This is a genomic window from Rhizobacter sp. P2_H2 (genome assembly GCF_056403375.1).
The window spans coordinates 1-11,191 of sequence record NZ_JBFUFP010000081.1 but is presented as its reverse complement, the minus strand read 5'-3'; the positions used below and the strand labels follow the sequence as shown (position 1 = coordinate 11,191).

The following is an 11,191-nucleotide window of genomic DNA, read 5'->3' as shown; positions in this document are numbered from 1 at the left end:
CCATCGAGGTGCCGACCAGCAGCAGGTTCTCGACCTGCTCGGTCTCGGCATCGGCCGGGCGTTCGTCGTCGGCGACGATGGCATCGGCCGTGGCCTGCAGGCGGGCCAGGTCCAGGGTCTGGTTGAAGCTGCGCCTCGGTGCCGGCGGCGTTGGATTGAGGCCGAAGCCCAGGGCGCCGGCCCGGTCGTCAGGCGCGTGCAGCAGGTAGGCCAGTTCACCGGGCTGCGACTGGCCGAGGTGCCGCTGGATGACGCGCCGGCCCCAATGGTCGGGGCTGGCATCGCGCAGCGCGCCGAAGACGCCGTTCAGCGCGTTCGTCGTGCTGGTGCGCTCGCCGAGCCTGAGTTCCACCGGATCGATGGGCACCGCATCCTCCCGCGCGAGGTAGCTGCGCCCATAGACGAAACGCCCCTCGGGCACGCCGTGCCGGTTCACGCTCAACGCGAAGCGGCCACAGGTGACGGGCTCGGTCGCGCCAGGCAGGGTGATGTAGACGAAGCACTCGCCTGACGATTCAGAAGTCATTGCTCAGGCCGGCCTTCGCGCGGGCGCGCTCGCGCTCGGATGAGCGGGACAGGGCCTGACCCTCGGCATCGCGCTCGGGCATGGCCACCTCGTCGAGCTGGTTCAGCAGGTTCAGCGCCCACAGCATGGCCGCATAGGTCGCGACCGATGCCGATGGCTTGCCGTGCTCGGCATCGGCGACCGTCCGTCGGCCGACGCCGATCTTCGCGGCCAGGTGGTCGAGGGTCCAGTTGCGGCGCAGGCGCGCCGTGCGCAGGTCGCCGCCCAGTCGCCTGAGCGACTGCTCGACGGCGTGAGGCGGTGCGGCCAGAAGGGGATTGCGGGCGGTCATCGGCCGGCAAGGTAGCACGCCCTTTGACGCGTTGGCAACAAAAAGTTATCTCAAGAGTACTTTATCTGTATGAATGAGATCTCAAGTGAACACGCGGCTGGGCCGCCCGAAGCTACGCCCGGTCGATGAGGGACAATGCGCCCCTCGTGCCGCCTGCAGGCGGCGCCCCTCCCGCGAGTCCCCTACCCGATGTCCTCCGAGCTGACCCCGCAGGTGCGCCGCCGCCGCACCTTCGCCATCATTTCCCACCCCGACGCCGGCAAGACCACGCTGACGGAAAAGCTGCTGCTGTTCTCCGGCGCGATCCAGATCGCCGGCAGCGTGAAGGCGCGCAAGGCCTCGCGGCACGCCACGTCCGACTGGATGGAGATCGAGAAGCAGCGCGGCATCTCGGTGGCGAGCTCGGTGATGCAGATGGAATACCGCGACTGCGTCATCAACCTGCTCGACACCCCGGGCCACCAGGACTTCTCCGAAGACACCTACCGCGTGCTGACCGCGGTCGACGCCGCGCTGATGGTGATCGACGCGGCCAACGGCGTCGAGCCGCAGACGCGCCGGCTGCTGCAGGTCTGCCGCGCGCGCAACACGCCGATCCTCACCTTCGTCAACAAGATGGACCGCGAGGTGCAGGAACCGCTGGTGCTGATGGACGAGATCGAGCGCGAACTCGGCATGGGCGTCGTGCCCTTCACCTGGCCGGTCGGCATGGGCAAGCAGTTCCACGGCGTGATGGACCTGCGCGCGCAGCAGATGCGCGTCTTCAGCCCCGGCGAAGACCGCAACCACAACGACGACGAGATCCTCGCCGGCCTGGACAACCCGGCCTACGCCGAGCGCTTCGGCATGCAGTACGAGCAGGCGCAGGGCGAGATCGAGCTGGTGCGCGAGGCCGCACCCGCCTTCGACAAGGAAGCCTTCCTGGGCGGCCACCAGACGCCGATGTTCTTCGGCTCGGCGGTCAACAACTTCGGCGTGCGCGAGGTGCTCGATGCGCTGGTCGACCTGGCGCCTGCGCCCGGCCCGCGCCAGGCCACGCAGCGGCTGGTCGAGCCCGACGAGAAGAAGTTCACCGGCGTGGTCTTCAAGATCCAGGCCAACATGGACCCGGCGCACCGCGACCGCATCGCGTTCGTGCGCGTGGCCAGCGGCCACTTCGAGCGCGGCATGCGGCTGAAGGTGGGCCGCTCGGGCAAGGAGCTGCGGCCGAACACCGTCGTCAGCTTCCTGTCGCAGCGCCGTGAGCTGCTCGACGAGGCCTTCGCCGGCGACATCATCGGCATCCCGAACCACGGCGTGCTGCAGCTCGGCGACACGCTGACCGAAGGCGAGAACCTGCTCTACACCGGGCTGCCGTTCTTCGCGCCGGAAATGTTCCGCAGCGTCGAGGTGGCCGATCCGCTGCGCACCAAGCAGCTGAAGGCGGGCCTGCAACAGCTGGGCGAGGAGGGCGCGATCCAGGTGTTTCGCCCGGTCGCCGGCTCGGTGCTGCTGCTGGGCGCGGTCGGCCAGCTGCAGTTCGAGGTGGTCGCGCACCGGCTGGAGCATGAGTACGGCGTGAAGGCGCGCATCCAGCCGAGCCGCTTCCAGGTGGCGCGCTGGGTGACCTGCGACGAGGCCGACGGCGGCGAGCGCGAGCTGAAGCGCTTCATCGACGCGAACGACCACCGCGTGGCCTACGATGCGGTCGATGCGCCGACGGTGCTGGTGGAGTACGCACCGGAGCTGCGCGCGATCGAGGCCAACTGGCCGAAGATCAAGTTCCACGCGCTGCGCGAGCACGCGGGACTCGTCTTCCAGAAGAAGCTGGACGGCTGAGCGCCGTTCACGCCGCGGGCCCGGCATCCGGCGCCCGCGGCAGGCAATTCGTCGCGCGCCCTCTTGCGCGACACCGGCCGGACCGGCACATTGCGTCCCAACGCAACGCCCGGAGACCCCGCATGATCGCCAGCTCACTCGTCGCCGCACTGCATTTCATCGCCGCGTTCGGCATTGCCGCGACGCTGTTCCTCGAGTGGCTCACGTTCAGCCGCACGCCGACGCTCGCCGAGGCGAAGCGCATCGCGCTGGCCGACCGCTGGTACGGCCTGTTCGCGATGGTGCTGCTGGTGGTCGGCTTCGTGCGCGCGGCGCAATTCGAGAAGGGCTGGTCGTTCTATGCGCACAGCCCGTTCTTCCACCTGAAGCTGACGCTGTTCGTGCTGGTCGGGCTGCTGTCGATCTACCCGACGGTGCGCTTCATCCGGTGGGCGCCGATGCTGAAGGCGGGGCAGACGCCGAAGGTCACCGAACGCGAGTACACGCTGATCTCGCGGCTGCTGGCCGCACAGATGGCGCTGCTGGTGCTGATCGTCATCGCTGCGTCATTGATGGCGCACGCGGTCGGTCTCTAGGCTTCTAGAATCCGCGCGCGGCCACACACGCCGAGCAGAAACGGGTTGCAGTACGGACCCGGCTGTGGGGTACCCCCACGGCATCGAGTCGACCTTGGCATTCGCGGTGCCAGCCAGCGTGCGCTGACGCGCACACCAGCTGACCACGAGACCGGCAGGTCGGCGTCCCTGGGCCGCACCCCGAACATGGACTCCCTTCGCTATCGCCGTCTGAATGCCCTTGCGTTGGCCTATGCGCTGTGGGCCGGTCCACAGACACGCGCGACACTGCGCGCGCGCGCCGTCGGCGCACTGGGAGACGAGCCGGCCTGGCTGACGCTGCTGCTCGACGAACTGCGGCCCGTTTCCGGTGCGACGTGGCAGCGGCAGAGCGTCGAGGACCTGGCCGATCGCCTCGAGCGCACCCGCACGTTCGCCGACGCGGTTCGGAGCACCCCCAGGCCGTTCGTCCAGCGCTGGATCCTGCGTGCCTCGCGCATGCACCCGGCGCCGCTGGGGCTGGACGATCTGAATCTGCCACCACTGCCGCACAGCGCCGCCATTGCCGAATGGCTGGGCATCACGCTCGACGACCTCGACTGGTTCACGCACGACCGCCGCCCGGCGTTGCCGCTTCACGCGCAGCACTACGGCTTCACGCTGCAGCCCAAGCGCAGCGGCGGCGGCCGGTTGATCGAATCCCCGCGCAGCCGGCTGAAGGCCTTGCAGGGGCGCGTGCTGCACGACCTGCTCGACAAGGTGCCGGTGCACGAGGCCTGCCACGGCTTCGTCGCGGGCCGTTCGGTGCTGACGCATGCGCGGCTGCACACCGGTCGGCCGGTGGTGATGCACTTCGACCTGAAGAATTTCTTCGGCCGCATCCTGGCGTCGCAGGTCGCGGCGGTGTTCCACACGCTCGGCTACCCGCGCGGCGTCGCGCGCCAGCTCGCCGCGCTGTGCACCGTCAGCACGCCCGAGCCGGTGATCGAACGGTTGCGCGACGATGGCTGGGTCGACTGGCAGGACGCCCGCGCGCTGCGCCGCGCCCACCTGCCGCAAGGAGCACCGAGCTCGCCGATGCTGGCGAACCTGTGCGCGTTCCAGCTCGACCTGCGGCTCGACGGTCTCGCCCACGTGCTCGGGGCGACGTACTCGCGCTATGCCGACGACCTGGTGCTGTCCGGCCCGGAGTCGCTGCGCCACGGGTTCGAGCGCATTGCCGGCTGGGTGGCTCGCATCGTGAAGGAGGAGGGCTGCACGCTGAACCACCGCAAGACGCGCCTGGCGACGCAGGCATCCGCCCAGCGCGTCTGCGGCGTCGTCGTCAATTCGCACCCGAACCTGCCGCGCCGCGAGTTCGACCGGCTGCGCGCCACGCTCCACCAGTGCGCGCTGCGCGGCCCGGCATCGCAGAACCACGACGGCCATGCCGATTTCCGCGCCCACCTGTGGGGCCGCGTGCAATGGGCGGCGCAGCTCAACGCCGCCAAGGCGGCGCGCCTGCACACGTTGTGGCAGCGCATAGACTGGTAGCCCGGATTGGCATCCGGGGCTACGGACTCACCAGATGAACGCACCCACCGCGCCGACCCCGTCGCGCCTGTCGCTGTACCTGAACCTGATCCGCTGGGATCGTCCGGCCGGCAGCTACCTGCTGCTGTGGCCGACGCTGTCGGCGCTGTGGATGGCGGCCGGCGGCTTCCCCGGCTGGCACCTGCTGGTCGTCTTCACGCTCGGCACCTTCCTGATGCGCAGCGCCGGCTGCGCCGTCAACGACGTCGCCGACCGCGATTTCGACAAGCACGTGAAGCGCACCGAGCAGCGCCCGGTCACGAGCGGCGCGATCGGCGTGAAACAGGCGCTGCTGTTCGGCGCCGCGCTCGCGCTGGCCGCGTTCTGCCTGGTGCTCACCACCAATGCGGTGACCATCGCGTGGAGCTTCGCCGCGCTCGCCGTCAGCATCTTCTACCCGTTCACGAAGCGCTTCTTCTCGATGCCGCAGGCGGTGCTGGGCGTCGCGTTCAGCTTCGGCATCCCGATGGCATTCGCCGCGGTGCGCGGCGAGGTGCCGGCACTCGCCTGGGGCCTGCTGCTGGGCAACCTGTGCTGGGTGATCGCCTACGACACCGAGTACGCGATGGTCGACCGCGACGACGACCTGAAGATCGGCATCAAGACCTCGGCGATCACGCTCGGCCGCTTCGACGTGGCCGGCGTGATGGCGTGCTACGGCCTGTTCATCGCAAGCTGGGGCGTGCTCGGCGCGCAGCAGGGGCTGCGCTGGCCGTTCTTCGCCGGCCTGGCGGTGGCCGCGGCCATCGCCGGCTGGCACTGGACGCTGATCCGCACGCGCACGCGCGACGGCTGCTTCCGTGCCTTTCGGCTCAACCACTGGCTGGGCTTCGCGGTGTTCGCCGGGGTCGCCCTTCAGTCCCTGCTGTCGAGCGCCGCGTTGCCGCACGCCGGCTGATCAGGGATACAGGCCGCGCTCCTCGCGCGCGATCAGGATCCGCTCGCACGCCACCGCGAAGGTCGCGGTGCGCAGCGTGATCTTGTGCTTCTCCGAGGTCTCGTAGATGTGGCGCAGCGCATCGACCATGATCTTGTCGAGCCGCACGTTGATCTCGTCCTCGCTCCAGAAGAAGCTGCTGAAGTCCTGCACCCATTCGAAGTAGCTGACGGTCACGCCGCCGGCATTGCAGATCACGTCGGGCACCACCAGGATGCCGCGGTCGTGCATCACGTCGTCGGCGTCGGGCAGCGTCGGGCCGTTCGCGCCTTCGAGCACCAGCTTCGCCTTCAGGCGGTTCGCACGCGCCGCGGTGATCTGGCCTTCGAGCGCTGCCGGGATCAGGATGTCGCAGTCGACGTCCCAGAAGGCCTCGTTGTCGATGCGCTCGGCATTCTTGTAGTTGGCGATGCCGCCGTCGCGCTTCAGCACTTCCATCGTGTCGGCCATGTCGAAGCCGTTCGGGTTCACGAGCGTGCCGGTGTGGTCCTGCACCGCGACCAGCTTGGCGCCGGCCTGCACGAACAGCTCGGCCGCCGAGCTGCCGACGTTGCCCATGCCCTGCACCGCGATGCGTGCGCCATCGAGGTTCAGGTTGATGCGGCGCGCCGCCTCGCGGCCGGTCACGAACACGCCGCGGCCGGTGGCCTTCACGCGGCCGAGCGAGCCGCCCAGGTGGATCGGCTTGCCGGTGACGACGCCGGTCGCGGTGGAGCCGGTGTTCATCGAGTACGTGTCCATCATCCAGGCCATGATCTGGCCGTTGGTGTTCACGTCGGGCGCCGGGATGTCGCGCTGCGGGCCGATGATGATGCCGATCTCGCTGGTGTAGCGACGCGTCATGCGCTCCAGCTCCTTCATCGACAGCGCCTTCGGGTCGACCCGGATGCCGCCCTTGGCGCCGCCGTACGGCAGGCCGACGCCGGCGCACTTGATCGTCATCCACGCGCTCAGTGCCATCACCTCTTCGAGCGTGACATCAGGGTGGTAGCGCACGCCGCCCTTGCCCGGGCCGCGCGACAGGTTGTGCTGCACGCGGTAGCCCTCGAAGTGCCGCACCGTGCCGTTGTCGAGCTCGATCGGCACGTCGACGATCAGCGCGCGCTTCGGGCGCTTCAGCGTTTCGCCCCATTTGGCCAGCGATCCGAGATAGGGGAGCACGCGGTCGACCTGCGACAGGTAGGTCTGCCAGGGACTATCGGCGTGCGGGGTGACATAGGACAGGTTGCTCATGCGGGTCTCCGTGGGGGGAAGTCGTCATGCCCTGGCGCCGCGCGAACTCGTGGCCCACGCCGCCGGCATGGAGCGCGACTGTAGGCCCGCGGCGCCCGAATTTCTCACCGAAGCTCATGCCTCCTTTGCATGATGTGTTCCAGGCATCGCATGGCTTGCGCTGCCACAGGGTTGGAATCAGCCGAATTCGTCGCCCAGTTCACGCGCGCGGCGCTGCGCCGCCTTCACGGCCGAGACGATCGCGCCGTGCACGTCGCTGCGTTCCAGCGACGTGATCCCGGCGTAGGTCGTGCCGCCCTTGGACGTGACGCGCTCGCGCAGCAGCGACGGCGGCTCGCCCGATTGCAGCGCCAGCGCCGACGCGCCGGCAAAGGTCGCGAGCGCCAGCTCGCGGCCCTGCTCGGCGCTCAGGCCCATGTCCTGTGCCGCCTTCATCATCGCCTCGACGAAATAGAACACGTAGGCCGGGCCGGAGCCGGACAGCGCGGTGACGGCGTCGAGGTCTTCCTCGCGCTCGACCCACAGCGTGCGGCCGGTGGGGGCCAGCAGGCGCTCGACCTGCAGCCGCTCGTCGGCGCCGACGGCCGGCCGTGCGAACAGCCCGGCGATGCCCTGGCCGATCAGCGCCGGCGTGTTCGGCATCGAGCGCACGACGCGTTCGCTGCCGAGCGCGCGTGCGATGTCGCCGCTGCGGATGCCGGCCATCACGCTGAACTGCAGCGCGGCGGCGATGTGCGCGGCGCACGCGGCGGACGCCTCCTTGAAGTTCTGCGGCTTGATCGCCCAGACGACGACCCCGGCGCGCTGCAGCACCGAGCCGGGGGCCTCGAGCGTGATCACGCCCAGATCGCGTTGCAGCCGCGAGCGCTGCTCGGCGTTCGGCTCCAGCACCAGGATGTCGCCCGGCGCGCGGCCGCTCTTGAGCAGGCCGCCGATGATGGCGCTGGCCATGTTGCCGCCGCCGATGAATGCAATGCTGTTCATGGGGTCAGTGTAGGAGTTTCAGGGCCGCCTCAGCCGCTTGCCCATTGCCGCAACAAGCGCTCGGTGTCGCGCAGCGCGGGCTTGGCCAGCACGTGGAACGACAGCCGGCCGGGCGAGGGCCAGCCGCGCGGATCGCGCCGTGTCAGCACGTCGAGGTCGGCCGGGATCGCCGACTGGTTCAGGCAGCCGATGCCCCAGYCGGCGCGCATCGCGGCCACCGCGCCGTGGCTGCCGGTGCAGCTGAGCTGCAGGTGGTACGGCCGCGCGCTGCGGGCCAGCGCGGCCAGCGCCATCGCGCGCACCGGGCAGTCGGGGCCGAGCAGCACCAGCGGTGCCGGCGTGCGGGCGGGTGGCTGCCAGCCGGGTGCCGCCACCCAGGACAGCGGTTCGCGGCGCAGCAGGCGCGCGCCGGGCAGGGCCTTGTCGCTGGTGACGACGGCCAGGTCCATCGCGCCGGCCGCCCACAGTTGCTGCAGTGCAGCGGAACTGGCCCACAGCAGCTCGAAGCGGGCCTGCGGCTGGGCGTCGCGCAGCAGCGCGAGCAGGTCGGCGAGGCGCGCCGGCAGGAAGTATTCGCTCAGCCCGATGCGCCACAGCGCGGCCTGCTGCGCCGGCTGCACCGAGGCGCGCGCCTCGTCCTGCAGCTCGATCAACCGGCGCGCGTGCGGCAGGAAGCGCTCGCCCTCGGCCGTCAGCGCGAGCGCGCGCGTGCTGCGCTGCACCAGCCGTGCGCTGACGCTCGCCTCCAGCTGCTGCAGGTGGGTGCTGACGGCCGATTGCGTGCGGTTCACGCGCGCCGCCGCCCGCGTGACCGAGCCGGCCTGCGCGATCGCGATGAAGCTGCGCAGCCACAGCGGGTCGAGGTCAGTCATGTCGGTGACTCATCAGAATCTTCCATCAATGTGATCGGATCAAATCGTTTCACGGATGGATGCTGGGTGCCTACAGTGTGCTTGTCAACCCAACCACCGAAGGAGTCTTCCATGCCCTACCTGCACATCCAGATCTCCGGCGCTGCCGACGATGCCCTCGCCGCGAACGTCGCCCGCAACGCGACCGAGCTGACCGCGCGCCTGCTCGGCAAGGATCCGTCGCTGACGGCGGTCGTCGTCGACTTCATCGCGCCCGGCCGCTGGTTCATCGGCGGCAGGCCGCTGTCCGGTGGCGGCCCGCGCAGCTACCACTGGATGGTCAGCATCACCGACGAGACCAACACCAAGCGCGAGAAGGCCGTCTACCTGGAGGCCGTGCACCGGGCGATGGATGAACTGCTGGGTGGGGTGGCCGAGCATTCGTACGTGCACGTGGCCGACCTGCGCGCCAGCGCCTACGGTTTCGGAGGGCTCACGCAGGAGCACCGCTACCAGCATCCGGCGTGAGCTTCGGATCGCCATCGGCCGCTTCGGATCGGCAGCGGCCGGCGCCTGCGCCAGCACCTACCTTGACGCTGTCGTACGCAGCGGGGGCGTTCCCCGTTCACCGGAGCATCGCCGTGGCCATTCCGAATTCGCCTTCTCATGCCGTCTCCCGCTCGCGCAGCTCGTCGATCGCGCTGCAGGAGCTGCCGCCCCTGCCGGCCTCGTCGGCCAACTCGACGGCGTCCCAGCGCCCCGCGGCCGAGGGGCCCCTGCAGAGCCGGCGCAACAGCGAGGCGTCGCTCGCCCGTTCTGACAGCGGCCGGGCCTCGACACGGGCTCCGCGGCAGAGCTCGTCGAGCCTCGGGGCCGCCGGTTCGCGCCGCAACTCCGCCGATTCGGTCGAGTTGCAGATGCCGGGCGGATTCAACCCGTCGATCCACTCGACCGAAGCGCCGCCGCCGATCGAACAGGCGCCCGACCACCTGGCCTCGATCGAGGCCGCCCAGGTGCCGAGCTTCCGCGACGTCAACCCGTATTTCTTCAAGAAGAGCGCCTTCCATGCCAGGCTGCCGAACGACGTCACCGGCTGCGTCGCCTTCGTGCTCAGCTCGATGCGCCGCGATGACGCGGACATCCAGCCGCTGAAAGACCTGGCGGAGAAGCAGTCGAAGGTGCTGCAGGACCACGGCATCACGACCCGCGAGCAATTCATCCGCCTGCTGAACCAGGTCGAGTGGCGTGATCGCGGCACGGCGCTGATGCACGGCATGGCCGGCGCCAGCGGCTTCAACACCGGCTCCGCGATCGTCGATTTCGCGCTCGCCGACAAGGCGCTGGAAGGGCTGCTCGGCAGCTGGAAAGACGTGCCGGCCGCGCTGCCGGCCTACGCCGCCGGCGCCTTCCTGGGCGTGATGATGTCGGCGATGGACGTCGGCACCGGCCCGGCCGTCGGCAAGACCTTTGCCGACGCCTACTACCTGCGGCCGCCGGAAGACCAGACGCCCGACCCGCTGAAGGGTGCGAATGCGCACACGAAGACGAGCCTGGCGATCAACCTCAGCGTGGCAGCCGGAGCGAGCTTCGGTGCCGCCCGCAACGGCGGGATCCGCATCCCGCAGACGGCCATCACCCACCACGTCGGGTCGACGAAACAACGGACGCTCGGCGACAACGTGATCGACGTGGCGGGCGGCGAGACGATCGGCGGCGGCGGCATGCAACTCGTCCGCAACAGCCTCGACAACGGCGCCGGGCGCTCCGGCTTCCAGCACTTCCTGGCCCGCGAAGACCTGGGCGCCTGCCTGGATCACCTGGACAAGCCGGCGCTCGAGCAGATGGCCAGCGTCGCCAGGCGCTTCGGCAGCTACGGCAAGAACGTCGTCACCGAGATGCCGGCCGCGGTGAAGTCGGTGCTGGCCAGCGCCCCCGGCTGGACCTCGCACGGCGTGCTCGGCGGCAGCTTCGGCGCGCTGTTCTCGATGCTCGTCGCGATGCCGAAGACGCTCGAGGCCCACGGCATCAGCAAGAAGGACGCCGAGCTCTACACGCAGCTGGCCAAGTACGCGGTGCTGCAGGCGGTCTACCACGTCTGGGGCGGCGCGATGGGGGCCGTCGCCGGCCCGCGGGCGAAGGCCGACCCTTCGGCGGTCTAGGAAGGGTCACGGCGCGATACTCGCGCCCCCTTGTCCGGACCGGAGGCCCGCGATGCACCTCGAAGGATCGTGCCATTGCGCCGCCGTGCGCTTCAGCCTCGAAGCGCACAGCCCGCAGCCCTACATGCACTGCCACTGCAGCATCTGCCGCAAGACGGCCGGCGGCGGTGGCTACGCGATCAACCTGGGGGGCGATTCCGCGACGCTGAAGGTGCGCGGCCGCAAG

General features: G+C 69.8%; 12 protein-coding genes. 7 read left to right on the top strand and 5 right to left on the bottom strand.

The window, feature by feature from the left end; translation table 11 throughout:
• Together AC1D15_RS07745 and AC1D15_RS07740 are read right to left on the bottom strand one after the other, a co-directional pair.
• Positions 1-526: HipA N-terminal domain-containing protein (locus tag AC1D15_RS07745; protein ID WP_477825531.1), on the bottom strand; the 526-nt coding region annotated here is incomplete at its 3' end.
• A complete protein-coding gene (locus AC1D15_RS07740; RefSeq protein WP_477825530.1) occupies positions 516-857 on the bottom strand; it encodes a helix-turn-helix domain-containing protein in 342 nt (113 codons plus the stop codon). The genes AC1D15_RS07740 and AC1D15_RS07745, both read right to left, overlap by 11 nt.
• Before the next feature lie 189 nt (positions 858-1,046).
• Here AC1D15_RS07740 and AC1D15_RS07735 point away from each other — a divergent pair, with 189 nt between their 5' ends.
• From AC1D15_RS07735 to ubiA, 4 genes are all read left to right on the top strand, one after another.
• Positions 1,047-2,675, top strand: a complete 1,629-nt coding sequence (locus AC1D15_RS07735; RefSeq protein WP_465111537.1) for a peptide chain release factor 3 — start codon at positions 1,047-1,049, stop codon at positions 2,673-2,675.
• Between the two features lie 122 nt (positions 2,676-2,797).
• Complete coding sequence (locus tag AC1D15_RS07730) at positions 2,798-3,250, top strand: DUF2214 family protein (protein ID WP_465111538.1); 453 nt, start codon at positions 2,798-2,800, stop codon at positions 3,248-3,250.
• Between the two features lie 186 nt (positions 3,251-3,436).
• Complete coding sequence (locus tag AC1D15_RS07725) at positions 3,437-4,762, top strand: reverse transcriptase family protein (RefSeq protein WP_477825529.1); 1,326 nt, start codon at positions 3,437-3,439, stop codon at positions 4,760-4,762.
• Between the two features lie 34 nt (positions 4,763-4,796).
• Complete coding sequence (ubiA, locus tag AC1D15_RS07720) at positions 4,797-5,699, top strand: 4-hydroxybenzoate octaprenyltransferase (protein WP_477825528.1); 903 nt, start codon at positions 4,797-4,799, stop codon at positions 5,697-5,699.
• Here ubiA and AC1D15_RS07715 read toward each other — a convergent pair whose 3' ends face one another.
• The 3 genes from AC1D15_RS07715 to AC1D15_RS07705 all read right to left on the bottom strand — a co-directional run bounded on the left by AC1D15_RS07715 (position 5,700) and on the right by AC1D15_RS07705 (position 8,827).
• Complete coding sequence (locus tag AC1D15_RS07715) at positions 5,700-6,971, bottom strand: Glu/Leu/Phe/Val family dehydrogenase (RefSeq protein ID WP_047501739.1); 1,272 nt, start codon at positions 6,969-6,971, stop codon at positions 5,700-5,702. It abuts the gene before it with no gap.
• Positions 6,972-7,148: 177 nt separating this feature from the next.
• Entirely contained in the window at positions 7,149-7,955 is an 807-nt protein-coding gene (proC, locus tag AC1D15_RS07710; RefSeq protein WP_465111541.1) for a pyrroline-5-carboxylate reductase, read from the bottom strand.
• Between the two features lie 29 nt (positions 7,956-7,984).
• Positions 7,985-8,827: a LysR family transcriptional regulator gene (locus AC1D15_RS07705; RefSeq protein ID WP_477825527.1), complete on the bottom strand. Its 843-nt coding sequence runs from the start codon at positions 8,825-8,827 to the stop codon at positions 7,985-7,987.
• A gap of 111 nt (positions 8,828-8,938) precedes the next feature.
• Here AC1D15_RS07705 and AC1D15_RS07700 point away from each other — a divergent pair, with 111 nt between their 5' ends.
• The 3 genes from AC1D15_RS07700 to AC1D15_RS07690 form a co-directional block, all read left to right on the top strand.
• Complete coding sequence (locus AC1D15_RS07700) at positions 8,939-9,334, top strand: tautomerase family protein (RefSeq protein ID WP_047501745.1); 396 nt, start codon at positions 8,939-8,941, stop codon at positions 9,332-9,334.
• Between the two features lie 113 nt (positions 9,335-9,447).
• Entirely contained in the window at positions 9,448-10,965 is a 1,518-nt protein-coding gene (locus tag AC1D15_RS07695) for a hypothetical protein (RefSeq protein ID WP_477825526.1), read from the top strand.
• A gap of 52 nt (positions 10,966-11,017) precedes the next feature.
• Positions 11,018-11,191: GFA family protein (locus AC1D15_RS07690; RefSeq protein ID WP_477825532.1), on the top strand; the 174-nt coding region annotated here is incomplete at its 3' end.

Bases quoted from the DNA above. Each gene is read 5' to 3' on its own strand.
- AC1D15_RS07740 (WP_477825530.1), bottom strand. From the start codon at position 857: ATGACCGCCCGCAATCCCCTTCTGGCCGCACCGCCTCACGCCGTCGAG.
- AC1D15_RS07735 (WP_465111537.1), top strand. From the start codon at position 1,047: ATGTCCTCCGAGCTGACCCCGCAGGTGCGCCGCCGCCGCACCTTCGCC.
- AC1D15_RS07730 (WP_465111538.1), top strand. From the start codon at position 2,798: ATGATCGCCAGCTCACTCGTCGCCGCACTGCATTTCATCGCCGCGTTC.
- AC1D15_RS07725 (WP_477825529.1), top strand. From the start codon at position 3,437: ATGGACTCCCTTCGCTATCGCCGTCTGAATGCCCTTGCGTTGGCCTAT.
- ubiA (WP_477825528.1), top strand. From the start codon at position 4,797: ATGAACGCACCCACCGCGCCGACCCCGTCGCGCCTGTCGCTGTACCTG.
- AC1D15_RS07715 (WP_047501739.1), bottom strand. From the start codon at position 6,971: ATGAGCAACCTGTCCTATGTCACCCCGCACGCCGATAGTCCCTGGCAG.
- proC (WP_465111541.1), bottom strand. From the start codon at position 7,955: ATGAACAGCATTGCATTCATCGGCGGCGGCAACATGGCCAGCGCCATC.
- AC1D15_RS07700 (WP_047501745.1), top strand. From the start codon at position 8,939: ATGCCCTACCTGCACATCCAGATCTCCGGCGCTGCCGACGATGCCCTC.